The 26,387-nt window shown below is 45.3% G+C and carries 25 protein-coding genes; 12 read left to right on the forward strand and 13 right to left on the reverse strand.

All coding sequences use genetic code 11. The annotated features are described in order from the left end of the window. Both ASC40_RS09185 and ASC40_RS09195 read right to left on the reverse strand, forming a co-directional pair. On the reverse strand, positions 1-261 hold a 261-nt coding region (locus ASC40_RS09185), incomplete at its 3' end, for a transposase (protein ID WP_055437759.1). 387 nt (positions 262-648) lie between these two features. Continuing rightward, positions 649-2,115, reverse strand: a complete 1,467-nt coding sequence (locus ASC40_RS09195; RefSeq protein ID WP_082432539.1) for a tyrosine-type recombinase/integrase — start codon at positions 2,113-2,115, stop codon at positions 649-651. Between the two features lie 63 nt (positions 2,116-2,178). Between ASC40_RS09195 and ASC40_RS09200 the strand changes: the two genes are divergently transcribed. The 4 genes from ASC40_RS09200 (at position 2,179) to ASC40_RS09215 (ending at position 5,130) form a co-directional block, all read left to right on the forward strand. Beyond that, the gene (locus tag ASC40_RS09200) at positions 2,179-2,730 is read left to right on the forward strand and encodes a YaeQ family protein (RefSeq protein WP_055439518.1); all 552 of its coding nucleotides are present in this window, start codon (positions 2,179-2,181) and stop codon (positions 2,728-2,730) included. A gap of 154 nt (positions 2,731-2,884) precedes the next feature. Continuing rightward, positions 2,885-3,307 carry a hypothetical protein gene (locus ASC40_RS09205; RefSeq protein ID WP_055439519.1) on the forward strand — a complete coding sequence of 141 codons (423 nt, stop codon included), beginning with the start codon at positions 2,885-2,887 and terminating at the stop codon, positions 3,305-3,307. Positions 3,308-3,313: 6 nt separating this feature from the next. Then, positions 3,314-3,622: a helix-turn-helix transcriptional regulator gene (locus ASC40_RS09210; protein WP_055439520.1), complete on the forward strand. Its 309-nt coding sequence runs from the start codon at positions 3,314-3,316 to the stop codon at positions 3,620-3,622. Positions 3,623-3,783: 161 nt separating this feature from the next. Then, a complete protein-coding gene (locus ASC40_RS09215; RefSeq protein ID WP_055439521.1) occupies positions 3,784-5,130 on the forward strand; it encodes a sodium-dependent transporter in 1,347 nt (448 codons plus the stop codon). 52 nt (positions 5,131-5,182) lie between these two features. On the opposite strand, the gene ASC40_RS09220 is transcribed toward ASC40_RS09215, so the two are convergent. From ASC40_RS09220 to ASC40_RS09230, 3 genes are all read right to left on the reverse strand, one after another. Next, complete coding sequence (locus tag ASC40_RS09220) at positions 5,183-7,369, reverse strand: OsmC domain/YcaO domain-containing protein (protein ID WP_055439522.1); 2,187 nt, start codon at positions 7,367-7,369, stop codon at positions 5,183-5,185. A gap of 236 nt (positions 7,370-7,605) precedes the next feature. Next, the gene (locus ASC40_RS09225) at positions 7,606-8,265 is read right to left on the reverse strand and encodes a LiaF domain-containing protein (protein WP_055439523.1); all 660 of its coding nucleotides are present in this window, start codon (positions 8,263-8,265) and stop codon (positions 7,606-7,608) included. A 154-nt stretch (positions 8,266-8,419) separates the two neighbouring features. Continuing rightward, entirely contained in the window at positions 8,420-8,959 is a 540-nt protein-coding gene (locus tag ASC40_RS09230; RefSeq protein WP_055439599.1) for a DUF3750 domain-containing protein, read from the reverse strand. A 134-nt stretch (positions 8,960-9,093) separates the two neighbouring features. On the opposite strand from ASC40_RS09230, the gene ASC40_RS09235 reads away from it, so the two are divergent. Beyond that, the gene (locus tag ASC40_RS09235; protein ID WP_055439524.1) at positions 9,094-9,285 is read left to right on the forward strand and encodes a hypothetical protein; all 192 of its coding nucleotides are present in this window, start codon (positions 9,094-9,096) and stop codon (positions 9,283-9,285) included. A gap of 40 nt (positions 9,286-9,325) precedes the next feature. On the opposite strand, the gene ASC40_RS09240 is transcribed toward ASC40_RS09235, so the two are convergent. Continuing rightward, positions 9,326-9,820 carry an Mpo1 family 2-hydroxy fatty acid dioxygenase gene (locus ASC40_RS09240; RefSeq protein WP_055439525.1) on the reverse strand — a complete coding sequence of 165 codons (495 nt, stop codon included), beginning with the start codon at positions 9,818-9,820 and terminating at the stop codon, positions 9,326-9,328. Positions 9,821-9,884: 64 nt separating this feature from the next. On the opposite strand from ASC40_RS09240, the gene ASC40_RS09245 reads away from it, so the two are divergent. Next, positions 9,885-10,940: an AI-2E family transporter gene (locus tag ASC40_RS09245; protein ID WP_055439526.1), complete on the forward strand. Its 1,056-nt coding sequence runs from the start codon at positions 9,885-9,887 to the stop codon at positions 10,938-10,940. Between the two features lie 46 nt (positions 10,941-10,986). Here the strand turns inward: ASC40_RS09245 and ASC40_RS09250 are convergent, their stop codons facing one another. Both ASC40_RS09250 and ASC40_RS11880 read right to left on the reverse strand, forming a co-directional pair. Then, the gene (locus tag ASC40_RS09250) at positions 10,987-12,159 is read right to left on the reverse strand and encodes an ammonium transporter family protein (RefSeq protein WP_055439527.1); all 1,173 of its coding nucleotides are present in this window, start codon (positions 12,157-12,159) and stop codon (positions 10,987-10,989) included. A gap of 9 nt (positions 12,160-12,168) precedes the next feature. Further along, entirely contained in the window at positions 12,169-12,507 is a 339-nt protein-coding gene (locus ASC40_RS11880) for a P-II family nitrogen regulator (RefSeq protein WP_055439528.1), read from the reverse strand. A 306-nt stretch (positions 12,508-12,813) separates the two neighbouring features. Between ASC40_RS11880 and rcsF the strand changes: the two genes are divergently transcribed. From rcsF to glpQ, 3 genes are read left to right on the forward strand one after another with little or no spacing between them, the layout of a single operon-like run. After that, positions 12,814-13,176: an Rcs stress response system protein RcsF gene (rcsF, locus tag ASC40_RS09260; RefSeq protein WP_055439529.1), complete on the forward strand. Its 363-nt coding sequence runs from the start codon at positions 12,814-12,816 to the stop codon at positions 13,174-13,176. 12 nt (positions 13,177-13,188) lie between these two features. Then, the gene (locus ASC40_RS09265; RefSeq protein ID WP_055439530.1) at positions 13,189-14,232 is read left to right on the forward strand and encodes a cysteine synthase A; all 1,044 of its coding nucleotides are present in this window, start codon (positions 13,189-13,191) and stop codon (positions 14,230-14,232) included. Next, positions 14,214-15,317 carry a glycerophosphodiester phosphodiesterase gene (gene glpQ / locus ASC40_RS09270; protein ID WP_211256882.1) on the forward strand — a complete coding sequence of 368 codons (1,104 nt, stop codon included), beginning with the start codon at positions 14,214-14,216 and terminating at the stop codon, positions 15,315-15,317. Before ASC40_RS09265 ends, glpQ begins: the two co-directional genes overlap by 19 nt. Here glpQ and ASC40_RS09275 read toward each other — a convergent pair. Together ASC40_RS09275 and ASC40_RS09280 are read right to left on the reverse strand one after the other, a co-directional pair. Next, a complete protein-coding gene (locus tag ASC40_RS09275; protein ID WP_342666855.1) occupies positions 15,295-15,798 on the reverse strand; it encodes a GNAT family N-acetyltransferase in 504 nt (167 codons plus the stop codon). The two genes, glpQ and ASC40_RS09275, sit on opposite strands and share 23 nt — an antisense overlap. Continuing rightward, positions 15,788-17,251, reverse strand: coding sequence for a RimK family protein (locus tag ASC40_RS09280; protein ID WP_055439532.1), 1,464 nt, complete (start codon positions 17,249-17,251; stop codon positions 15,788-15,790). Before ASC40_RS09280 ends, ASC40_RS09275 begins: the two co-directional genes overlap by 11 nt. Before the next feature lie 163 nt (positions 17,252-17,414). Between ASC40_RS09280 and ASC40_RS09285 the strand changes: the two genes are divergently transcribed. Beyond that, the gene (locus ASC40_RS09285) at positions 17,415-17,921 is read left to right on the forward strand and encodes a TIGR03546 family protein (RefSeq protein ID WP_055439533.1); all 507 of its coding nucleotides are present in this window, start codon (positions 17,415-17,417) and stop codon (positions 17,919-17,921) included. 5 nt (positions 17,922-17,926) lie between these two features. Beyond that, positions 17,927-19,714 carry a TIGR03545 family protein gene (locus ASC40_RS09290; protein ID WP_245622254.1) on the forward strand — a complete coding sequence of 596 codons (1,788 nt, stop codon included), beginning with the start codon at positions 17,927-17,929 and terminating at the stop codon, positions 19,712-19,714. A gap of 40 nt (positions 19,715-19,754) precedes the next feature. Here ASC40_RS09290 and ASC40_RS09295 read toward each other — a convergent pair whose 3' ends face one another. Genes ASC40_RS09295 through ASC40_RS09305 form a run of 3 tightly spaced genes read right to left on the reverse strand, consistent with a single transcriptional unit; the run spans position 19,755 to position 23,908 of the window. Further along, positions 19,755-20,933, reverse strand: a complete 1,179-nt coding sequence (locus tag ASC40_RS09295; RefSeq protein ID WP_055439534.1) for an E22 family MetX-like putative esterase — start codon at positions 20,931-20,933, stop codon at positions 19,755-19,757. Further along, complete coding sequence (locus tag ASC40_RS09300) at positions 20,930-22,597, reverse strand: long-chain fatty acid--CoA ligase (protein ID WP_055439535.1); 1,668 nt, start codon at positions 22,595-22,597, stop codon at positions 20,930-20,932. Before ASC40_RS09300 ends, ASC40_RS09295 begins: the two co-directional genes overlap by 4 nt. A gap of 15 nt (positions 22,598-22,612) precedes the next feature. Continuing rightward, a complete protein-coding gene (locus tag ASC40_RS09305; protein WP_055439536.1) occupies positions 22,613-23,908 on the reverse strand; it encodes a GntP family permease in 1,296 nt (431 codons plus the stop codon). A gap of 243 nt (positions 23,909-24,151) precedes the next feature. On the opposite strand from ASC40_RS09305, the gene ASC40_RS09310 reads away from it, so the two are divergent. Beyond that, positions 24,152-26,383, forward strand: a complete 2,232-nt coding sequence (locus ASC40_RS09310) for a TonB-dependent receptor (protein ID WP_055439537.1) — start codon at positions 24,152-24,154, stop codon at positions 26,381-26,383. The last annotated feature ends 4 nt before the right edge of the window (positions 26,384-26,387 follow it).

A 26,387-nucleotide genomic window follows, 5' to 3' on the forward strand; every position in this document is an offset into this window, starting at 1 on the left:
CTTTCCCTCAAGGGCTTCCTTGCGGATCTCAGCTTTGAGTCGCTCTTCGGCATACATTTTTTTGAGGCGTTTATTCTCGTCCTCAAGCTCTTTGAGACGCTTCATCATCGATGCGTCCATGCCGCCAAACTTGGCGCGCCATTTATAAAATTGAGCTGAGCTCATACCGTGTTCACGGCAAAGCTCTGGAACCGGTATACCGTTCTCGTTTTGTTTCAGAATCGCTAAGATCTGACTGTCTGTGTATCGTGATTTGCGCATAGAAAACTCCTTCGTTTTAGTTTAACGGAATTTTCTACTTATAACTGCTCCGATTTTTCGGGGGGATTACACCATGATTTCTATGAGTGTGCCAGAAATTATGACTAACTGTGATGCTCCGAACCAACGAATCATCAACTAAAACCACAGTTTGATGTTGAGGACCGATTACCCTAACAAGAAGCTCGGCAAGCTTCTTAAGCGGTGTCAATTGCGTCTTATTCTTGTTTTGGCCGTATAAGGGATTCAATTCCGTTATTTGCTGACTGACATGAGATTTTATTAACGGCTTTTTATTTAGTTTACCCAACACAGTGCCGAGGGTGGTTGATAGGCGAAATTCGCTCATTCGTATACTCTCAAACAAAAGCCGCGTAATTTACATTGTTACAAACGCGATATCCAGTCGTTCCAATCTATAAGCAACGATTCTTTTTCCACGCGATAGTCATGCCGGTTGTAGTGTTTATTCGATACATCGTCGAGAGCATGGTTATGTAATCGGTCGCGAATTTCCTTTGTCGAGAAGTTATGACGAGTCATCAATGTTTTGCAGGTGCGCCGGATATCTCGTGGTGTGAATTTTTCTACTGAGTATTTTTCACAGTATCTCGTGAATGAGCGCGCCAGCGAGTCTGTGCGACCGGGTTCGGTTGGTTTAATACGGTTGGGTATCAAGTAAGGAGTGTGCCCAGTTAGCTCGTGTAGCGCCAGCAGAAGAGACTTCAGGTTAGGCGTAATTGGTACAATATGATCCTTACCGTTTTTGGATAACGAAGCCGGTATCAGCCAGTCATTCGATACGAGATCAACATGTTCCCATCTTGAGTTAATTACCTCAAACGGACGTTGGCCTCCGGAATAGAGCATTAATAGACAAGCAAACTGTGTTGTCGTCGCAAATTCGCCGTTCTTAATGCGGTGCACGAAGTCTCGAAGCTCGGTTTCAGTCAATACTCTATCGAGTGCACGTTCCGCATTTGCCTGCCGTGGTATCGCTGTTACGAGATTGTGCTCAATGCCGAAAAGTACATCTGAATTCATGTTTGCAGGATCATTATCGTGCTTTAAACCAGCGTTAAATGCAGCTTGAAGGTATGAGCGAACTCGATTTGATTGAGTTTTCGCGCCCCGTTGAATCATCAGTCCTAACACGCGGACTAACTGTTCACGTTTGACATTCTTAGCCTTAGTTTCCGGCGGGATTACTGGATAGACTTCCTTTTCAAGATCTCGAAGAACCTGCTGGTACGTCCGTTTCCCCGCGGCTTTCATTTGGCTGGTATAGTACTCAAACAGTTGCTGTATCGAGCCTTCTTTCTCCACTTCAGCTTGACGAAGTAGCTCTTGTCGTTTTTGCTCGTGTGCTTCTTCAATCAATGACTTTGGACATAGCCCTTGGCTCAATTGCACTGAGTATTGTTTCGCTTGGGTGCGAGCGTCACTTAAGCTGACATCTGGAAATACACCAAGACCAATGAAGACCGGCTTGCCATCTTTAAAGTAGCGAAAGTAGAATGTTCGCTTTCCTGAAGGGAACACTTTAACGCCAAGGCGTCCAGTGTTTCGTCCAGCTGAGTCATCCCAAGTGTAATAGCTTCCCTTTTTTGAGGGGAGGGCTTTGATAGATGTGTTCGTAAGTTTCATTGAAAGTATAAGATTAATTGTTTTGCGAAGTTTGCCCGAATGAGACTGAGGGGTCAAGTTGCGGGTCAAGTAACGGGTCAAGTAAGTCTGGCTATTTCGTGATTTATTGTGATAGCTTATGACGGCTGTAATTTCACTGAGTCCTTTATTTGTATGGGTTTTGAGTGTTTTTTGATTTTCAATGAAACCCATGGCATAACGACTCATAATCGGTTGGTCCCCAGTTCAAATCTGGGAGGGGCCACCATTAATCCAACTCTTGGAATTCAAATGGCACTGCAAGCAACTCCATATAAAGTCACTCTCGATATTTCCGATACCGATCGTGGTGTTTATGAAAGTATCAAGTTTACCGTTGCCCGTCATCCGTCTGAAACAGAAATTAGACTCGCCTCGCGTATATTGTCGTACGCGATTTTTTACCATCCACAGCTAGCTTTTGGCCGCGGCCTATCTGATAGCGATGAAGCTGCTTTATGGGAGATAGACCTAACCGGCGAGATACAGCATTGGATTGATGTTGGTCAACCCGATGCGGAGCGTGTCATTAAAGCTAGCCGCCGAGCACCACAAATGTCGGTGGTCGTTTATGGCAACGCACGATTATGGCGAGAAAAAACAATCCCACAGTTTGGACATTTAGATAATGTGCGTGTGCTAGCTTTAGCACAAGAAGAATTAGTCATTATTGCTGCCAAGTTGACACGATCAACACATTGGGGCGTAATGATTAGCGATGCCCAGTTGTATATTAGCGACGGTGATCAACAAATGCCCCTGCCGTTAGAGTGTTGGCATGGTGAACTACCAACTGCGCCATAATATTGCCAACGTCACTTGTGAACAGTAAAACCGAGCAGTGTCGTGTCACTGTCATACGACAATGGTGCAACTGACGCTTAACTGTCGTCACACATTGCAGTAGGCCATGCTGTAATACGGTTATCTAAACTTGATAACTGCGAAGGAAATACCTATGACCACTTCAGATATGACCAAACCCAATCACAGTGTTAGTTTCTTTGATATTGGCGACCATGTTATTCGCGTGGAAGCATCCTATTTAACCGGCAAAGAATCTGTTTATGTCGACGATAAGCTAATTTCTGAAAAACTAACCTGGCGCTTTACCTCAGAACACAAGTTTGAGTTAGAGGACAAGCAGATAAGAGTACGCTTGAAAGTAGGGAACCTATTCACGGGGCCAGTTTCAATTACCTTGTGGGTAAATGGCGAAGAAATTGACTCAGATGTTTGGAATATGAAGCGTATTCTAAAAACCACAGGCAGCAGCCAAAATTGGTGGAAAACCATACTTACTATTTTTGTCTTAGGGCTTATTGGCGGTGTTATCGGCTATTTTATTGGCGGCGCTTTAGCCACTGCGTTAAAAGGGTAAGTTACCATGCAATTGAACGGTTCATTTATTCGTGAAACGCGCACTGAGCGAGGCTGGACGCAGCAACAGCTCGCCGATATTTGTGGTTTGAGTTTACGTACTATTCAACGGGTCGAGCTGCATGGTATTGCCTCGCTTGAAACCAGTAAGGCGCTAGCGAGTGCTTTTGAAATTGAGCGTACTGAGCTTGAACAATTGGAGCCAACTAACGTTCAGCCGAAAGCGAATTTGTCTGCGATGCCAATGTGGTTATTAGCCATGACATTTATATCCGGCCTTTTAACTGGGATGGTTGCTATTAAGTTGCTGACCTAGCCCTCCTTACACTTGAGCAGCCACGAACGGCTGCTCACCCTTTTTTCTTTGATATCTGTCAAACAAGTCTATTCATTCGGTCAAAAAATCTCTAAAGTGTAGCCACGACTTTTTTCGGGTCTGTTTCATATTATAAAAAGATAATAACGAGCTAATAAATTATGACGGCAATGACAGAGAACCGTGGATCTTGGGGATCAAAAATCGGGTTTATTTTCGCTGCAGCAGGTTCTGCAGTTGGGTTGGGTGCTATTTGGAAGTTTCCATACATTGCTGGTGAGAACGGCGGTGGGGTGTTTCTTCTGGTTTATTTAGCCTGCGTATTTAGTGTGGGCGCTGTCATGATGTTGTCAGAAATGATGATTGGCCGACATGCCAACAAATCAGCGACATCAGCATATCGCGCACTTGGTGGCGGTAAGTGGCATTACGCCGGTTGGATTTCGGTGTTGTGTGTGTTTCTTATTCTTGGCTTTTATTCGGTTGTCGGCGGCTGGACTATCGCCTATGTGTTCGAAGCTGTACGCGGTGATGTCTTGACTACTGACGGAGCCGAGCTAGAAGCGGCGTTCACCAGCTTCATTGGCGCGCCATTACCGGCCATGGTTTATACCTTCTTATTCTTGTCGATCACCGCGGGTATTGTTATTGCCGGTGTGCAATCAGGCATTGAGCGTATTTGTAAAATTCTCATGCCGACCTTGTTTGTGCTGATGCTATTTTTAGTGGTGCGCAGCTTAATGCTACCGGGTGCCATTGACGGCTTGATGTATTTAATTACGCCAGAGTGGTCAAAGCTAAGCATGCGTATGGTGCTTGATGCACTGGGCCTAGCGGTATTTTCATTGTCAGTGGGTGCTGGCTTGATGATTGCCTATGGCTCATACTTGGGTAAAGAAACACGGGTGATCAACTCAGGTCTTTGGATTGCCTTTCTAGCGATTATGGCGTCAATTCTGGCTGGCTTAATGATTTTGCCGGCGGTATTTGCCTTTGACGTTGACCCAGCGGCAGGCCCAGGTTTGACCTTTATCACCATGCCAGCGTTGTTTGCGCAAATGGCTGGTGGCCAGTTCTTAGCCATCGTCTTTTTCTTATTGTTGTTGTTTGCTGCAATTACCTCGTCTATTTCTATTCTTGAGCCGGTGGTTGCTTTCTTGATTGACGAATACAATATTGCCCGCAAAAAAGCCACGTTATGGGTCGCCGGCACCAACTTCTTGGTGTTAGGTATTCCTGCAGCACTAAGCTTTGGCGCCATGGCCGACGGTATTAGTATTTTTGGTAAAACGCCGTTTGATATTATGGACTTTATCGCCTCGAATATTCTCATGCCGTTAGGCGGCATGCTCGCGGCAGTATTTGTCGGCTGGCGCATTTGGCCGGTTATTCGTGGTGAACTTGAAAAAGAGTGCCCGAACTGGTGTATCAAAGTCTTCCGTTTTATTGCCGGTATTATGTCGCCGGTATTAATTGCGGCGGTAGCTTATTTCTTAATCTTTGCCTAAGCGTACTTAGGGTTAAAAAAACGGGCCTATTTATTTGAAAGGCCCGTTTTTTTTATGCAGTTGCTTTTGCTGCGCGTGCAGCATGTAGTTTTTTATAGCTTTCAATCAACCGCAAATGTCGGTCTAATCCTTCAAGCTTCATGCTCGTTGGGGTTAGGCCTGGGAAGCGCACGCTGCCGTTTACCGCGCCGACCACTTCTGCCATGGTTTGTTCACCAAACATGCGGCGGAAATTCGGCAAATAGTCATCTAACTGCATCTCATCATCTAATTCAATTTCTAACACGGCACTGACTGCACGATAGAATAAACCGCGCGCAACGGTGTTCTCGTTATACTGCAAGAACGCTTCAACCAACTCGTAGGCTTCTTCATGGCGGCTTAAGGCTAAGTAAATTAACAGCTTCAGTTCAAGAATGGTTAGCTGGCCCCAAACCGTATTCTCATCAAACTCAATACCAATTAAGGTAATAATATCAATGTAGTTATCCAATTGGCTTTCTTCGAGGCGCTCAACCAGTGAACTTAACTGCTCGTTGTTTAAACGATGCAGATTGAGAATATCTTCGCGGTAATCCAGAGCTTTGTTGGTGTTATCCCAAACTAAGTCTTCAATTGGGTAAACCTCGGAATAGCCCGGCACTAAAATGCGGCACACAGGGGCGCCAAGTTCGGTATAAACTGCCATGTAAGCTTCTAAGCCCAGCTGGCTTAAAATAGCAAATAAGTTATCAGCTTCTTCTTGGTTTGTACCCGAGAAATCCCATTGGCAAAATTCGTAATCGCTGCGTGCACTGAAAAAGCGCCATGAAATTAAGCCCGAGGAGTCAATAAAGTGCTCGACAAAGTTGTTAGGCTCGGTAACTGCCATACTATTGAACGTCGGCGGCATAAAGTCGTTTAGCCCCTCAAAACTCCGGCCTTGTAGCAGTTCGGTAAGGCTTCGCTCTAATGCCACATGAAAGCTTGGGTGCGCGCCAAAAGAAGCAAATACACCACCCGTGCGTGGGTTCATTAATGTGACACAAGCAACAGGGAATTGACCGCCTAGCGATGCGTCTTTGACTAATACTGGAAAGCCTTGTGCTTCAAGCGCCTCAATGGCTTCAACAATATCGGGGTACTGGGCTAAAACTTCGGCGGGAACATCCGGCAAAGCAATCTCTTGCTCAATAATTTGCTTTTTTACCGCGCGCTCAAAAATCTCCGACAAACATTGTACTTGCGCTTCAGGCAAGGTGTTGCCGGCACTCATCCCATTACTTAAATAGAGGTTCTCAATAAGATTTGACGGAAAATAAACCGTTTCACCGTCAGATTGGCGCACAAACGGAAGCGCACAAATACCGCGGTCGCTGCGCCCCGAGTTGGTGTCAATTAAGTGAGAACCTTGCAGCTCATCATCGGGATTGTATATGGGCAAGCAGTAGTCATCTAATAGCCCCTCTGGAAGGCTATCTTCGTCGTTTAACGCAAACCATTTTTCATTCGGATAATGAACAAATTCGGCGTTGGCAATGTCTTGCCCAAAAAACTGATCGTTATAGAAGAAATTACAGTTTAGCCGCTCAATAAACTCGCCAAGCGCAGATGCCAAGGCGGCTTCTTTGGTGGCACCCTTGCCGTTAGTAAAGCACATTGGCGAGGCCGCGTCGCGAATATGTAATGACCATACGTGTGGCACTATATTGCGCCAAGAAGCGATCTCAATTTTCATGCCTAAATCGGCAAGTATTTGCGTCATATTGGCGATGGTTTTTTCAAGCGGTAGGTCTTTGCCTTCAATGTAAGTTAATGAGCTGCCTTCTGGCTTGCCCATGAGCAAGGCCTGCGCGTCTTCATCAAGGTTCTCGACTACTTCGATTTGGAATTCGGGACCGGTTTGCACGACTTTTTTCACGGTGCAGCGGTCAATGGAACGCAGTATACCCTGACGGTCTTTATCAGAAATATCTTCCGGCAGCTCAACCTGAATTTTAAAAATTTGGTTGTAGCGGTTTTCTGGGTCGACAATGTTGTTTTGTGACAGGCGAATATTCTCGGTTGGAATATCGCGCGATAAACAATAAACCTTCACGAAATAAGCCGCGCACATGGCCGACGATGCTAAAAAATAGTCGAAGGGGCTTGGTGCGGAGCCATCGCCTTTGTAGCGAATAGGCTGATCGGTGATGACCGTAAAATCATCAAACTTCGCTTCAAGACGTAGGTTATCGAGAAAGTTTACTTTTATTTCCATGACAAAATAGACCACTGATTGAAAATTCGGCGGCTATTATCGCGTTTTTAGCTGCAATTGTCTTGGTCAATTATTTGTTTGCAAATGAGAATCGTTCTCATTAGACTGTGTGTTGGACACGGGGGATGTATGCAACACACACGTATTAAGTTAACTCTATTTGCATTAATGGCTTTGCCGCTGGCATTTCATATTGTGCTTATTGTTGGCACGGTTCTACTTAGCGGCAACTCGCATTAATTGTTCGCTTTAGGCATACCTAAAGCTTCACGCATGCTATTGGCAAAGGCGACAAACTTTTCTTTCATGGTGCGTTTTACGGACACTTCTAGCGAGCCCAATACAGAATAGCCAGTAATGGTTATTTGTGGTGCCTGACGGTTAGCAATAGATGGTGCACGGTTTTCAGATGAACCAACAATATTGAACATGCGAGTCGTTACATTCACGTTTTCGGGAACATAAATATCTAGACTGCCTAAAACGTTGGCGACATTAACTTCAACGTGCTGGTGCTGAAAAATAGCATCAGTAAAGTCTAATTTTGCCGAGCCGACAATATCAACCACGTGAATTTTCTTTGGCACAACCCATTGTCCTTCGCGTACATTAGAGCCCAAAATACTGATGAGCTTGTCGTCTTCCTCGGCTTGGCCTGCACTATAGTTTGGGGTAAACGAACGCTCTTTTTGCGCGTCATATTTTGAGTCCGCTTCAAGCGGTAAGTCTGCAACAAGGTCAACCAATTGTTGATGAGATTCTGTTGCCATGGCTTCATCAAGCCGGCGCTCGAATGCTTCGGCAGAGATAATGGCGTGACTGTAGTTCACGATAAGTTTATCAACTGTTTCTTCGCGCACTTGTTCGATAGGGCGATCTTCTAATTTAACTGGCATGATAAATTCCTTGTGTTCGTTGTTATTGACTATAGCGGAATACCATGCAATTTCTAGGCCATTAATTTTATGCTCGTTAATTCAATGGGTTATGTTTTTCATTAAGGTTTCGTTTGGCGTGTTATGCAAAAAAGTGGTGAAAACAACGACCATATCACTGGTCGTTGTCAGCATAGCCGCTACCAATAGCACTAAAGGGTAATTCTAGGCCAAGCTCTGGTACTTGCAGGCCAATCCAAGCTGGAAATGTATTGCTATTGGGGCCTGGAACGGCTTCGTATTCATTAGCCCAAGGGTATCGAGTTACGGCTTCGTTAATTTTGGGAATTAAAGCTGCCGCTTGCTCGCCTTGAAGCGATAATACTTTTTCTGGCTTGGCACCATACCAGTACCTATCAGGCGTTACAGTTTGGTAACTGTACAGGGCAGGTTGGCCACGATTCACGCGCCAACCAACAACTTCATGAACAGTGTATTCCTTCGCATTTTTTGGTTTTACTGCAATCCATGTGTGCACGGCAAACCAACCTCGCCACCCAAAGGCATCAGCAGCGTATACTTCGATAACAGCTTCTGTTTCGGTATTTGGGTGAGGTGCAATTCCAGCCGGTTCTCGTGAAGCGGTGCGCCAGTCTCCAGAAGAACATGCGACAAGTAGACCACAACTAATTAATACGATTAAATTTTTTACCATTAACGTTCCCATAAAATCGTTCAACATGATGCTGATACGTTGAAATCATCACATTTGTTCAATTTGTGAACTATACTTATTTCTGCTTAGGGTGCATTTGATAAATTGTGTTTTTGCCTAAGTGGAGGTGAATTATGCGCATTGCAATGATGATAATTATCGGACTATTTTTGCTTGGATGCTCACAAACACCTAACTCAAATGCAGGTACCAAAACTGTGGTTGATCAAACTTATATTGCGTCGGTAGAGCAAGCAGCGCAGAAGTCTGCTGTTGATGTAATTTGGGTAAATCCACCAACCAAAAAAGTGAAAGAAAACAACTAAACGTTAAAAGCCACAACCCAAATGTTGTGGCTTTTATTTTTTATTTGGCAAATCGCGCTTCAATATCGCGGTGCAGTTGCTTTTTGCCACCCAAAAAGAATACAACTTCGGCAACGACAAACAGGGGACCTATCGCTAAGCCCATAATGTCATCAACAAAAGCGGGTTTTTTGCCTTCGAAATAGTGACCGATAAATTGAAATACCCAGCCAACAACGAACAAGCCAATACCCCAACTTAACCATGCAGCAGTTGGTAGCAAGGCCATATGACTAGAGAACCAGACAGCTAGACCGAGCAGTAAGGTCATCAGTAGCCCTAGCATGACATCGAGTTTTAAATAAAACAGCGCAGCAGCGGCACTAACTAGAATAGCCGGAGATAACATGACTTCAAAAACTGTCCATGAGGGCCGTGACAATAAAATAAGTATGGCGACGACAATCATGGGAATTCCGATTAAATGGGTCATAATATTACGGCTGTCACGGTGATAAGCAGCATAGCCGGCTAAATGATCTGTTATTGTTTTCATAACTTGCTCACTGGTTGTTTTGTTGACAATATTAACTTGATTTTAATAAAGAACAAGGACTCCCATGCGAGAACAGCTTGAACGTCGTTCGTTTTTGACTTTACTAGCAGCGGTGACTATCGCATTTGGCTTCATTCTTGAACCATTTTGGTCGGCTATATTTTGGGCCTGCGCGGTGGCCGTTATTTTTTCGCCACTACAAAGTTTCCTTGCCCAAAAAATTGGTGATCGCCCCAATCTAATTGCGCTGATAACCCTAACTATATGCATGTTGATTGTCGTTATTCCAGTTATCTTTCTGAGCATGGCGTTTGTACAAGAAGGTATTCAGTTGTATCAGCGCATTGACTCAGGGGAAATTGATCCTAAACAGATGTTATTGCAATTACGAGACGCATTTCCGGTCGTTGATAAACTATTGGTTGAGTTTGGTATTAATCCCAATGATATTCGTGAGCAAGTCACTTCCGCAATTCAGGCTGCGTCAAAATTTTTGGCAAAAGAAACCTTAGCAATAGGGCAAAACACGTTTAGCTTTTTTATTAGCCTTGCGTTAATGATGTACCTTACGTTTTTCTTGCTGCGCGATGGCGCTACGTTAAAAGAGCTGCTTATTAAAGCGTTACCTCTAGGTGATGAGCGTGAGCACGCATTGTTTCAAAAGTTCGTGGAAGTTACCCGTGCCACAGTTAAAGGGAACCTAGTTGTAGCTATAGTACAAGGTGCTTTAGGCGGCATTATATTTTGGATTTTAGACATTCCAGCGCCGCTACTTTGGGGCGTGATTATGGCTTTCTTATCACTGATACCAGCGGTTGGCGCGGCACTAGTCTGGTTCCCTGCCGGGTTATATTTATATGCCACAGGGGCATGGGTAAGTGCAACGGTATTAATGGCTTATGGGGCTATTATTATTGGTTTGGCTGATAATGTGCTGCGGCCAATATTGGTAGGCCGAGACACGAAACTACCTGACTATGTGGTGTTATTTTCAACCATTGGCGGTATATCGTTGTTTGGTATTAATGGTTTTGTCATCGGGCCCCTAGTTGCAGCATTGTTTATGGCTATGTGGCAGATATTCATGACTGATTTTAACCAAAACACCACCGATAATTAATCGTCAAATAAGGGCTGCCGCGGCAGCCCTTATTTGTTTGCAAAAGTTATCGGCCTTTGGCCGAGACAAACTCCGGATAGGCTTCTACGCCGCATTCGGCAATATCAGCTCCGGTATATTCCTGTTCGACACTCAGGCGAATACCGAATGCTCGATTTAGAAACCACCAAATAATTAAACTACAGCTAAATACCCAAGTGAAGATAACTGCAGCGCCAATCAGCTGATTGCTTAAGCTTGCATTCGCGGAAGTGAGTGCCACACAGATTAAACCGTAAACACCAACCACACCATGCACGGAAATTGCGCCCACGGGGTCGTCAATTTTTAACCTATCTAAAGCGACAATCGACAACACTACAATGACACCAGCGCCGCTCCCAATAAGGGTAGCACTAAGTACACTTGGAACTGCCGGCTCTGCGGTAATTGCAACCAAGCCTGCAAGCACACCATTCAATATCATGGTTAAATCAGCTTTGCGCCAAATTAGTCGGGTTATCAAAAAGGCTGCTAAAGCGCCCGCAGCGGCAGCCATATTTGTATTTAAAAAGATAGTTGCAACGCTATTTGCATTTTCCATGTTATGAATGGTTAATTGTGAGCCCCCATTAAAACCAAGCCAGCCAAACCACAAAATAAGAGTGCCCAGGCTTGCTAACGGCATATTAGCACCCGGTATTGGATATACAGCGCCACTATGACCATATTTGCCCTTACGGGGGCCAAGTATAAGCACCCCGGCTAGAGCTGCCGCTGCGCCGGCCATATGCACCACTCCTGCGCCGGCAAAATCGATAAATCCTAGTTGGCTGAGGAAACCGCCACCCCAAACCCAGCTTCCCGAAACTGGGTAGATAACTGCTGTCATGATGATCGCAAAAATAAGAAACATGGATAGTTTCATACGCTCTGCAACTGCCCCAGAAACAATCGACATTGCGGTTGCAACAAACACTAACTGAAAGAAAATGTAAGCGTTAGGTGCGTAATCAGAGGGCGTGCTATTACCGTACATGAGTTGATAGCCGACGTTGAGGAAGCAAATACAAGCAAGCGCGTATAACAGTATATTTTTGACCAAGATCTCGGTGGTATTTTTGCTGCGCACAAGCCCGGCTTCAAGCATCGAAAAGCCAGCCGCCATCCACATCACTAAAGCGGCACTGACTAAAATGAAAAGCGTATCGATTGCATAGCTAAGTTCTGATAAAGACATGATTCACTCCTAAACGGCAAAGCGGTCAACTTCGCCCGTGCGAATACGAATGACCTTGGAAAGTGGGGTAACAAATATTTTGCCGTCACCGGTATTTCCGGTATGAGCAGCTTCTTGAATTGCATCAATAACCGCTTCAACTTGCTCTTCAATGACAGCAATATCAATGCGAATTTTTGGAAGAAAATCGATACGGTATTCAGCCCCACGATAGAGTTCTGTGTGGCCCTTCTGACGACCAAAACCGCGCACTTCGGTAATAGTCATCCCTTGACACCCAAGCTCTTCTAACGCTTCGCGCACGTCACTGAGCTTTGCGGGCTTTATAATTGCAATAATAAGTTGCATAGTGGTTCCTCAATGAGTCATGACCTAAATACGGTCCATGTTTACTCAAGCAATTGCCGTGCCAACAAATTTCGTTGAAAAGCCACCTAAAAAGTCTCAAATAGCCAAATTTCGCACCGATTTGGTGCATCATTGCACGATAATGGCGAGTCTTTATTAAAGGTTTGGTGGGTATTGTCTGGTAACTTAACTTGCCGCGAAGAACATGTGCATTGCGTGAAGATACCTTATAATAAATCAATCTTTACAAGATGCTGCAAGCCCCGTAATGTTGGGTGAAACACGCTCGAGCTTTAAGGTAGCGCCATGAAAATCATTTCCGTTGTTATCGTCATTTTTGCTTTGTTGGGCTGTACAATGAAGCAGTCGAATGAGTTAGATTTAAATATCGCTGCGGCCGATTCAGTTGAATTTATGCGCCCCTATGAACTTTCTCGCACAGATGTCAGTGTGATCAGTTTAGGCGACGTTGAAGGTCGTTCGTGCCAAGCAAACATTTTTGACGACAAGCCAAGCCAAGAAAAGGCGATTGTGTTGTTGAAAATTGCCGCAGCCAAGGTAAGTGCAAACCGTGTCGTATTACGCGCATGCCGCGAAGAAAAAACAGATTCATGTCGTGCTAGCTGGGTTTGTTATGGGCAAGCTTTGCAAGTTGAACCGTTACGTTAGGAAGGAGTTTTCATGCAAGTAGCCAAGCGTTCTGCAGAGTTAATTGGGCAAACAGACTTATTGCGATTAAATGCATTATCTGACTTAACGGGCTGCGAAATTTTTGTGAAATTGGAGTCACAAAACCCCGGTGGTTCAATAAAAGATCGTGCAGCATTACAAATCATTACCGATGCGTTAAAAAGTGGCGAATTGGAGCCGGGTATGACCGTTGTAGAAGGAACAGCAGGGAATACCGGCATTGGTTTAGCCTTGGTGGCGCGGTCTTTTGGTCTGAACATGTTGGCGGTGATGCCAAATGATCAGAGTAAAGAAAAAGAACGCATGATTACCCTTCACGGCGCACAGTTAAAAACCGTTGACCCAGTGCCATTCAAGAACGAAAACCACTTTTATCATACAGCTCGCCGTTTAGCCGAACAACGTGACGATTACTGGTGGGCAAACCAATTTGAAAATACTAGCAATGCTGAAGCCCATTATTTAACAACAGGGCCAGAAATATGGGAGCAGACCAAAGGCGAGGTCGATATATTTGTTTCGGTTGCGGGTACAGGCGGTACTATTGCGGGTAACTCTAGATATTTAAAAGAGCGTAATCCTGATCTGCAAGTGTGGTTGGCCGACCCTGATGGTTCCGGCATATACAGCTATTTAAAAACCGGCGAGTACGTAAGCCAAGGTAGTTCGTTTACGGAAGGTATCGGCATTATGCGTTTGGTCGAGAACTTCAAACAAGCACGCATTGACGCAGCAGTTAACCTGCCGGATGCCGACTTGGTCACCTTGTCTCGCTATATGGTTGAACAAGAAGGACTAGTGCTGGGCAGCAGTTCATGTTTGAACGTAGCAGGAGCTCTGCAAGCTGCGTTATTGCATGGGCCAGGTAAAACCATTGTGACCTTTGCTTGTGACTTAGGTGAGCGCTCTGCCAGCAAGCTATACAACAAAGACTATTTGCAACAGCGCGGCGTTCGCACCGAGCCTGAACCTATCCAAGAGCTGTTAGCGCGTTATCGAGATCAAGGTGGGCAAGTTTGGTACAAGCAATCTTAAACTCAAGTATGAAAAAAGTAGTCGGTGCTGCATTTATTGTATGGGGTGCAGCAGCATCTGCGCTTGCTCAGGATGTGACGCCGCCAACACTTGCCCCTGTCACTCTGGATACGCAAATACTTAAACCACCGGTATTGGAGCAGCCAACAGCGGCGCCATTAAGTCACTCTTTAACTATTATTGCGCATCGCGGAGCATCGGGGTACGCCCCTGAACACACTCTTCCTGCTGTTGCGATAGCCCACGCACAAAATGCTGATTTTATTGAACAAGACGTGGTGCTCACACGAGACCACGTGCCTGTAGTACTGCATGATTTGCGCCTAGATGCGGTGACTAACGTCGCTGATGTTTTTCCAGAGAAATATCGGCCTGATGGGCACTATTATGTCATGGATTTTTCTTTTGCAGAGCTACAACAGTTGAAGGTGCACGAGCGGCGCAATAAAGAAGGGCAACAGCGTTATCCGAGTCGATTTAATAGCCAAACCGGTCATTTCCATATTATGTCGTTAGCTCAGCAAATAGAACTTATTCTGGGCCTCAATGCGAGTCGCGCTCGTGATACCGGAATCTATGTTGAAATGAAAAGTGCCCGCTGGCACAAAAAACAAAATTATGACCTCGTGGAATCAACCATGGGCGTTTTGGCTCGCTACAACTTTACTCAAACTGACACGCCTGCGCCGATCTATTTGCAAAGCTTCGACCCTGAAGTATTGCGCCGGTTAAAGCGTGAGTTTCGAACTGAAATTCCGCTGATTCAACTGGTTGCCGAAAACAGTTGGAATGAAAGCGATATAGATTACGATATGATGCGCACAGCAGCAGGTTTGGAAACCTTACGAAGCTATGCTGCCGGAGTTGGTTTGTGGCTAAATCATATTTTTCTCGGGTTCGATGAGCATGGTAACCCGCAGTTTTCAGATATTGTGAAACACGCCCACGCAGCCGGTTTACTGGTTCATGTTTATACGTTACGGGCAGACAACTTACCTGAAGGTGTTGACAGTTATCAGCAGCTAAAAACTTGGTTAACTGAGCTAGGCGTCGACGGCATTTTTACTGACTTTCCAGATCGTTAGCTAATGGTGAAAAGCTTAAACGCATGCGGTAGCCGTCGGTGCCGTCATCATAGTATTCGGGCAGCACGTCAACTACCGCGAAATCATACTTTTCATAGAGCTGTATGGCAGCAACATTATTGGTTTTTACTTCAAGGCTGAGGGCACTAGCGCCGTGCTGTTTGGCGGTATTGATAGCGAATTCAAGCAACCGTTTACCAATACCTACACCACGGGCCGCTGGCGCGGTGGCTACTGAGTAAAGTCGCCAGATACGACTATTGCGGCGAGTAAGAAGTAATAAATAGCCCATTAATTTGCCATCGCACTCACATAAATAGACATGTGCTGAGGGGGCGGCTATTAAGCGAGAAAAACTTCTTGGTCCCATTCTGCTGTAATCAAAACAGCGCCGTTCGAGTTCAACAAGAGCTGAGACATCAGCTCTTGTTGCTTGACGAAAATGGCAGTTCTGGGTTGCGTTATGCATATTATTTTTCATCAAGACGACGAGCAAAGTCGCGCATAATAATGTGATAGAGCTCGTCACCTAACAGCAAGTCTTCAACTCCCGCGTCTATCGACGGATTGTCGTTAATTTCAATGATAACCGGCCCTTTTGCAGTAACTTTCATGTCGACACCGTACAAGCCATCGCCAATAAGGCGCGTGGCTTGTAACGCTGTGCGCACTACGTCTTTCGGTACCTGATGCACACCTATAGTTTCAAACCCACCAGACTTGGCTCGACTAGTTGAGCTAGCATGGTTGTAAATTTGCCAATGATTACGCGCCATAAAATATTTACAGGCATAAATTGGTCGATTATTTAAAATACCGATACGCCAGTCAAAGTCAGTTTTCACAAATTCTTGTGCGAGCAAAATCGTCGATTTATTAAATAACTCTGCAGCAACGCGACGAAATTCCTGTTCATTTTCGGCTTTTTCAACGCCAATTGAAAAAGAACCATCTGGAATTTTTAATACCACCGGGTAGCCTAAACGTTCACCAATTTTTGCGTAGTCAAGTTCTTGTTGGCTAAGCAATAATTCGGTGCGTGGTGTAGGAATATGGTGTTTGTCTAATAGCTCTTTCAAAAATACTTTATTGGCGCATTGCAAAATTGAATGCGGTGCGTCAATAACCACCATGCCGTTTGCTTCTGCTTTTTTAGCAAAATGGTAGGTGTAATGATTTATTCGCGTTGTTTCGCGAATAAACAAAGCGTCAAACTCCAATAATCGATTGTAGTCTTCAGCGGTAATAAGCTCGGCATCAATGTCCGCTTCTTTGGCTGCTTTAATAAATTTTTGCAGTGCTTTCTTATCGCTCGTTGGAATCGGTTCATTAGGGTCGTGCAAAATCGCCAAATCGTAGCGGTACTCTTTGGGGGCGCGTGCTTTGCGCCAAACGCGTTTACTAAAGCTATCCAAAGCGTCACCAAAAAACGTTTGTTGGTCGTCGGATAAATCTGGCAGTGCGCCGGCAATTAGTTGATTGATAAACCAACGACCTTGATAACTGAACTCGACCCATATGATGGGGCAGGGGTAGCGATCAAATATCTGTCGTGCGAAGTTACTCAGCAATGGTTGTTCTGTTTGTCCAAAGCAAATAAGCACACGAACTGACTTTTCTTTGTCGGCGGCGCTTAGAAATTTGTTCAGCGCTTTATCAGTATTCGCGAGTAATAACTGATAATGATTAAAGTTGGCTAAGTCGTTAATTGTAGTAACCGACGGGAGTACGCGCTGCCCCCGAGCTTCCGCTAACAAGCTAACGTAATAGCCAGTTGATAAATAGCTTAAATCGCCGCACAAATTGAGGATTTGAGTGCGACTTTTACTTGATGTTTGAAGTAAGTATTCACTAGCGGTAACGGTTGACTGGCTAGGGTAATACGGCTGCCAGTCGGTAATGTCATCAAGAATGATTAAAGCTGAGTTTTGCATGATTGCTCCAATGCTAATTTGCCGCGCATTTTTAGCTTAATTTGATCAAAAAACAATAGCCCTACGAAATATATTTTTCGGTAAATTTTTACTATGAAAAATAGCCCTATTGGTCCATGTAAGCTATTCTTGTTGTTACAAATATAGCGTGGAGTTTATTTATATGCTCACTTTGCTGGCAAAGTTTTTTAAAGCACTCAACTCTGAGTCTGGTGCATGGGCGTTAGCGTTTGCATTTGTGCTTGGTATGGTGATGGGGTTTACACCACTATGGCGAGTGCACAATCTGGTTATTTTACTGATCGCGTTGTTATTTCGAATTAACCTAACTGGGTTTATTTTGAGTTTTGCTGTCTGCTCAGCGATTGCCTATTTACTCGACCCATGGTTTCACCAAGTAGGCTTCTACTTCCTCTCGCATGAAAGTTGGCAACCGTTGTGGCAGTCGTTATATCAGTCAGCTTTTTGGCGGGTCATGCAATTCCACCACACTATTACCCTCGGCAGTTTACTTCTAAGTATCGCGTTTGCTCCTATCTTATTGGGGGGCAGCTTTTATGTTATCACCCAGTATCGGCGTCGCATTCAAACTTGGTTTAATAAACTCAAAATTGTACAAATGCTTAAGGCCAACAGGTTCTGGGCTATTTATTCAGAGTTACGAGGCTAATCATTATGACTGATACAACATCAAAGCCGCAGATGCGTCGCAGTGCTATTCGCTGGCCAGGCTTAGCTGCATTTGTCATTATCTGTGCATTGTTAGCAGCGTTTACCTGGTTGCTGTTAGACACTATTTTAAAGTGGACTTTTGAAACCTCTGTGGGCACTTTGAACGGAGCCGAAGTCAATATTGAGTCGGTTGAGCATAGCTGGAGCCCTTTAGGTGTCAAAATATCTGGCATACAGGTAACCGACCCAGCGCAGCCGCAAATTAATCGGTTGGTGATTGGTGAAGTAACCGCGCAACTGAACCTAGAGCAATTGCTATTGGGCCGCTTGCACTTTGAAAATGTGGTTAGTTCAGGTATTCGCGCGTTCCAACCTCGCCAAACGCCGGGTGAGGTTTATGCCGCGCCAACTAAAGAGGATGCCAAGGCTTGGGCTAAACAGGGGCTTGAGTCGCTAAATTTAAGCTTACCTAGTACTGATGACATTATTGCTCGCCTTGATTTAAAAACGCCTGCGGCAATTGAGCAAGCTAAAGCATCTATTGCGCAGAGCAAAGAAACACTTGAAGACGTTAAGGCGAAGCTGCCTACTCGCGAAAAGCTAGCTGAATATGAACAACAATTGAAAGCTCTTAGTGAGAGTAAAATTGAAACGCCAGCACAGTTGCAGCAAAAGCGCGAAGAATTTACTGCGTTGAAAGAAAAGTTTGAGGCTGACAAAGCGCAAGTTAATGAGATAAAAGCATCTGCACAACAATCTATATCGCAGTTAAAGGCTGCGTTTGCAGCAGTGAAAGCTGCGCCAGCCGCTGATATGGAACGTGCTCAACAACTCATGCAGTTAAATAGCGAAGGTTTAAGCGAAATAACTGCGGTATTGTTCGGTGAACAAATGCGTCGGTGGAGCGAATATATGCTGCTTGCTTATGAGCAATTAGCGCCAATGTTGGCACGCTCGGCTGATGAAAAACTGATCAAGCCACAACGCGGAGAAGGTATTTGGTTTGAGTTTAGCGATACTCAACAACCACCGTCATTTTTAATCAAAAAAGCCAAAACCGAATTTGCTTGGGGCGAATCGGTATTGGACGTAGATTGGGCAAATATCACGCATCAGCATGAGCAACTCGGTCAGCCTACGACATTTGTAGCGCGTGCAGCCAATTCGGCTTTATGGAAGTTATTAAACCTCAACGGTGAACTTGCTTTAACAGCAGAGGGTATAGATGCAAAACAGCAGTGGCAAGTTCAAGGTATTCGGTTGGACAATGTTAAGCTGAGTGAGCAAAGTCAATTTACAGCAACCTTATTAGCCTCGTTACTAGACTCTGAAGGCACAGTAACTTTGCAGAACAGTGTCTTCGACGGCGGTGGTACCGTTCGGCTATCCGACATGAACGTGACAGCAGAGGCTGACAATAAGTGGGCAGCTGTAGTTGCCAACGCGCTAACTCAGCTAAACCGGTTAGATATCAATGCTGATATTGCTGGCCAGCTAACACAGCCAACGTTCAGCTTTGCTTCTGATTTAGATCGTCAGTTGGGAAATGCACTTAAAGCGGCGGCTTTAGACGCTGGGAAAGCTGAATTGTCTGGCCTGCAGAGCCGTCTGCAAGAACAATCTAATAGCTTTTTAGGTGACAACCAAGACGATTTAGCAGCATTTGAAGGCTTGCTGTCTGATGCTGAGCAACGCGATAAGAAGCTTCAAGATTTATTAAAATCCAAGTTCGAAGGCGCTATAGAAGACAAATTAAAAGATAAGCTAAAAGGTATTTTGGGTGGCAATTAAACCGAAGAGAACACCGGTTAAACCGGTGTTCTCTGCCGCATTAGTTATTGATAAATTCTGCTAACTCATCTGCTTTAGATTGAATATTGTAAACACCGTCTAAATGCCCGAAGGTGCCATCAATTTCAGCGTACTTAGGCTGCTCGCCTTGTGCTTCTAAAACCTCCACGGCTTGCTTCGCCAGATAGGGTTGCAGCAACAAATCATTTTTTGCCGGTAGAAATAGTGTTTTTGCTTTTACCTGTGCAAGGCCTGTTGCCAAGTCTTTATCATGACCCGCGACAAAAAGCTGATTTGCACGAACTAAATAAAGAATATGATTGGCGTCTGCCAGCGGTGCGCGTTGCGTGGCGCCACCAAACCAAAAGTCGGTGGCGGGTAGGCCATTCAGCACGCTGTCGAGTGCTGATTTAGGTAATACTTCTTGCGACGGAGACATTGCATTGAAGGCCACTGGATGCATAGCTTGCTGAGTAATCATGACTAAACTGTTGGTAACGCCAGCTAGCGGTGCTTGTCCACCGTAGTAATCCCCACCATTCCAGTTTGGGTCTAAGCGAATAGGCCGTGCCCAATGCTCAAGAGCGGTTATGGTCCAGGCGTCCATTGCGCCCGCACCAATTACCGACACCATGCGCTCCACCATGTCAGGGTAAGCCGCCGCCCACTCAATCGCTTGCAATGAACCCATGGACGCACCGACGACAGCATGCAGCTTGTTGATACCCAAACTTTGCAACAGGGCATGTTGAACGTTTACAAAGTCTCGAATAGTTACTACCGGAAAATCTAAACCGTATGGTTTACCTGTTTCAGGGTTAATTGATGCAGGCCCAGTCGTAACAACATGTGGCAAGTTAGGAAAAGCATTCACCAAAGTGTCAGAACTAATTACGTAGTATTTATTCGTATCAATCGCTTTGCCGGGGCCAATAATTGCATCCCAGTAACCGGGTTGTGGGTCATCTGGGGTGTATTTGCCAGCAGCATGACTATTGCCCGAAAAAAAGTGGGTAATAAGAATAACATTGTCTTTATTTTCATTGAGCTTGCCATAGGCTTCCCAGCCGACATTAACTTCAGCAATAGTTTCGCCGCTTACGGTACTAAAGTTTTTGGTGCTGAAGGTCTTCTTTGTAACGAGTAGATCGGCATGAGCCACAGAGCTACACGCAATACATGCCGCAATTAAAAAAGGAGTTATTAAACGCGAAATCATGATGATTGCTCCATCAGGTAATTGAAGTACTGCTTGCGCAGTTCATTTTTGATTAGCTTACCGGTTCCAGTGTGTGGTAAATCATCGACAATTAAAATGTCGTCGGGGGTCCACCACTTGGCTATTTTCCCAGCTAAAAACTCATAAATATCCTGTTTGCCGATAGTTGCTTTGGTATTTAGTACAACTAGAAGCAAAGGTCGCTCATCCCATTTAGGGTGCTTCACACCAATGACACAGCTTTCTTTCACTGCGGGGTGTTGACTGGTAATGCTTTCAATTTCGAGCGAACTTATCCACTCGCCACCGCTTTTAATCACATCTTTCTTACGATCAACAACCTTCATGTAGCCGTGGCTATCAATAACTGCAATGTCACCCGTTGCTAACCAACCATCGGGAAATGTTTCTGGGTCATCACGCTGAAAATAGCGCTTTGTTATCCAAGGGCCGCGTACGCGCAGTTCGCCAGAGGTTTCGCCATCATGGGGTAGCGCATTTCCGTTGGCATCGGCAATCATCATATCTACCCCGAAGCAGGCGCGCCCAGCAGTGGTTTGTATGGCGTATCTTTCATTTTTAGGTAATGCCATTAACTGCGCTGTTGGTGGCGCTGAACACGCCAGCGGCCCAGTTTCTGTCATACCCCAAATAGGCTGCCAATAAATGTTGTAGCACTCGTCATAAATTTTCACGAGCCCCAACGGAGACGCTGCTCCGCCAACACAAACTCGTTTTAATGAAGGAACCTTTTGCTTAGTCTCGCTTAAATAACTGTGTAAGGTTAACCAAATAGTAGGTACCCCAAGACTTACCGTAACCTGTTCCAAATGAATGAGTTCATACATCGCGTCACCGGACATACCAGCCCCTGGCAGTACTAATTTGCAGCCGGCCAATGGCGCTGCATATGGAGCTCCCCATGCCCCCACGTGATACATGGCTACCATCGGCATGAGTACTGTGTCGTCACGTAAGTCTAATAGCTCAGCGCTAGCAGTTGCTTGAGCGTGTAGCACGGTTGAACGGTGAGAGGTTAACACGCCTTTTGGGTTGCCGGTTGTGCCCGAGGTATAACATAGCAGGGCGGCCGTATTTTCGGAGAAAACTGGCCAGTCAAACTGTTGAGGCCGATTTGCCAATAGCGCTTCGTAGTTATGCACAGGTAAGCCTAAGCTTTCAATTTTTGGCTGCGCTGCTTCATCAGACAAAACAATGACGCCTTTGACGGTTTTTAGATCATTAGCAAATTCTTCAAGCAATGGCATGAAGCTCATGTCAATAAACAGCCAAGTCGCCTCAGCGTCGTTAATGATCCACTGAATTTGATCTGCAATCAAACGCGGATTGACGGTGTGAATAACCGCACCAATACCGCTTACGGCGTAATATAGCTCCATATGACGATAAGTATTCCACGCTAAGGTGGCAATTCGGTCACCCGGTTGTATATCTAGCTCGGTTAAGGCGTGAGCCAACTGACTGGTGCGCTGGTAACAGTCAGCATAGGTGTAGCGATGAATATCTCCCTCTATACGGCGCGAGACGATTTCTTGCGTTGGGTGTCGGCGTACTGCATGACGCAATAGATCAATGATCAGCAGCTGACTTGATTGTGCATCACCTGTTAAGACCGGGTGTGACTGCTGTGTGGTTTCAAACATACTGGTGTACTCCTGTTACCACCAAATGAACAAGCCAATGGCAATAGCTAAACCAACAAAAGGAACAACCACGGTTACGGCCGCAACTGGCCAGTAAGCAGCCTGATGCGTTTCTTTACAGATACCGCGAATGGTTGTTACTACATAGCCGTTGTGTGGCAATGAGTCGAGCGCACCTGATGAAATTGCCACAATGCGGTGGAGTTGATCTGGGTTTACGCCGGCATCAATATAGTGGGGCCCTAGTACGGGTAACGCGATGGCTTGTCCACCTGACGCAGAACCGGTTAAACCGGCAATGACACTTACTGCAACGGCAGCACCGACAAGCTCATTACCTGGTAGGTTGGTCATAAAAGCCACAGCTTGCTCAAAGGCTGGAGTTACTTTGGCGATACTACCGAAGCCAACCACTGCCGCGGTATTACCAATGGCTACTAGCGCGCCGGTTGATGCTTCAGTTAGAGCCTGAGATATATTGTGGAAATAGTTGCGGTTAATTATCGCAATCGCTAAAACACCACCTGACAATGCAATAATAAGAGCGTTTTGTTTAAGTTCTTCATGAAACAGGAAGCTTAAAGTCAACACGACAATCAAAGGTACCAAACCACTTATTGGGGACGGCAATTCGCGCTCAAGGTTTTTGGGGTCATCAGCACGAGTTTCAAAAGTTTCACCATTAGCAACGGCTTTGCCGATTAAGCGATTCAACCACCAATAACCGAACAAGGCCATAAGTACAGCGACGAAAAGACTCACTTCCCATGCCGCATATGGTGAGGTGCCCAAGTATTGAATAGGTATCCAGTTTTGAATTTCTGGTGAGCCGGCTGAAGTCATCGTGAAGGTAACCGAGCCAAATGCCAAGGCGGCAGGGATAAATCGGCGGGGCAGGTTGGCATCTTTAAACAAAGACAAGGCCATCGGGTAAACCGAAAACGCCACTACAAATACGCTAACCCCCCCATAGGTTAAAATAGCGCAGGCCAGCACGACTGCAAGCATGGCTTGTTTGCGACCAAGCTTATTAATAATCCACTTAGCTACACTGTCAGCAGCCCCTGTATCTTCCATGAACTTACCAAAAATAGAGCCGAGCAAGAACATGAAAAACCATGCTGCGACGAATGCAGCAAAACCGTCCATGTAAGCACTGACAAAATTGAGTTCACCCTGAAATAAGGGGACGTTGCTACACAATGCAACAATGACGGCGCACAGCGGCGCACTGATAAATAAGTTCATTCCGCGTAACGTCAGAATGATAAGCAGGGCAAGCCCACCCACAAGACCAATCATGCTTAACATGAATTACCTCTTTAACCGGTTCGTTTCAGATGTGCCATGACCCGAAGCGCCGTGTTGGTGTTTGTATGATGCGTGAATCATTTATTTTTTTACATAGTACTAACGTACAGAATACAAACACAAAACTTTCAGCTAGGGTACATAGGCCATGACACAAGAATCGCTTGAGTTGCAGTATTGCAACAGAAATAACAACAAAACTAGACAGATACAACAACTTAACCATCTCGGGAGATTGACATCATGAATCAACCCATATTTCGCCGCTCATTGTTAGCCGCAACTATTGCTTCAGTAATGGCAATGCCGGCTTATGCGCAGCAAGAAGATAGTAGCACCAGTGACGAGCTGAAGGGCCTTGAACGAATTCAAGTAACGGCACGCCGCAAAACAGAGAGCATTCAGGATGTGCCTGTTTCGGTTTCTTCATTTAGCGCCGGTGACCTTGAGTCTGTAGGTGTGGAAGATATAACCGAGCTACAACAGCGCATTCCAAACGCCACAATTCAAGTAAGCCGAGGAACTAACTCTACTCTAACCGCCTATATTCGCGGTGTTGGTCAACAAGACCCATTATGGGGCTTTGAGCCAGGTGTTGGTGTTTATATTGATGATGTTTATGTCGCACGCCCACAAGGTGCCGTGTTGGAAGTATTTGATATTGAACGTATTGAAGTATTGCGTGGGCCACAAGGTACCTTGTACGGCAAGAACACCATTGGTGGCGCACTTAAATATGTCACTAAAGAACTGACCGGTTATAACGAACTGTCAGTGCAAGGCGCCATTGGTAGTTATAATCAGCGCGATATCAAAATTTCAGGCCAAACAGCATTGACCGATAATTTCTATGTCGGCGCAGCTGTTGCCTCATTGAACCGTGACGGTTTTGGCGAGTACGTCAACACCGGCGAGGAAAACTACAACAAAGACTTAATGACCTATCGGTTATCTGCCAAGTGGCTCATTAATGACGATATGGATTTGAAGTTTTCGTACGATAACACCGATGATAGCTCGAACTCGAAAGGTGGTTACCGATTATTAACCAGTGCGGTAACTGGGCAAGAACCTTATGCTGACGTTTATAACTCAAACACAGCGATGCCGGTTGATAACACCGTTGAAACCGAAGGTTGGTCATTAACCTACAACTGGAATATCAATGATGATTGGGCTTTCAAGTCAATCACCGCAAGTCGCGAAGGTTATACCAACACCAATATCGATTTTAACTCAACTGGCGAACCTATTTTTATGGTGCCAGCTATTTACGAAGACGAGCAGTTCACCCAAGAATTCCAGGTGAGTTACTCTAATAACAAAAACTTTGATTTCGTTGGTGGTGTTTATTTATATGATGGTGAAGCCTGTGGTGTGTTCGGCACTGTGCTACCAATGTATTTGGCAGCTTTGGGCGGCGTAACTGTTGATAATGGCGGCTGCGTAGACACCGATAGCTTAGCGGTTTACGGCCAAGGTAATTACGCAATCTCGGATGACTTGACGTTGACTGTTGGCGGTCGTCTGACTAAAGACGAAAAAGAAGCAGATGTTTTCCGCTATACCTACTTAGGTGTGCATTATATTAACCAAGATCCAAATGCGGATTACGGGACACCGTTTGCGGTTAACTCTGAATTCACCACTAAGGCTGACTGGAGTAAATTCTCGCCACATGTAGCATTGAATTACAAGCTATCTGACGACGTCATGGTTTATGGTAGTTATAGCAATGGCTTTAAGTCTGGCGGCGTAGATATGCGAGCTGATCAGTCGCTTAATCCAACCATCAATGAGCCGTACGACCCAGAAATTGTGGATACCGTGGAATTTGGTATGAAAACCGAATTAATGGATGGCCGCATGCGTTTGAACACCGCTGTGTTCTACTCTGATTACCAAGATATGCAAGTGACGGTGCAACGAGTTGTGCCAGCGGGTATTTCATCACAAGTGTTGAATGCCGGTGAGTCAACGGTTAAAGGCTTTGAATTTGAAACAGTATTTGCCGCAACCGATAGCTTAAATGTGACTGCTATGTTGGGCTACATCGATGCCGAGTTTGATTCGGTGGTTTACACAGAGCCAGCTACCGGCGAGACAACCGATGTCACCAATGCTTGGTCATTCCAAAATACGCCTGAGTTAACCTATAACCTAGGTTTCAATCAAACATTTGATACATCGTTCGGTCAAATTGTGTGGTCTGGTAATTACGCCTACCGCGGTGATACTCAAATGTTTGAGGCTCCGTCGCCGTTAGATCAAGACGGTTATGGTCTGCTCAATACCAGCGTTGTGTGGTACTCCAACAACAGTAATTGGTCAGTCGGCTTGCACGGCAAGAACCTCACTGATGAAGAGTATCGCGTAGGTGGCTATAACTTTGGTCCAACTTTCGGCGACGATGCTGTGGTTGGTTATTACGGCGACCCACGTACTGTTTCCCTGGCTGTGGGGTACAAGTTTTAACCCC

Source organism: Pseudidiomarina woesei (assembly GCF_001418345.1).
GTDB classification, from domain to species: Bacteria; Pseudomonadota; Gammaproteobacteria; order Enterobacterales; family Alteromonadaceae; genus Pseudidiomarina; species Pseudidiomarina woesei.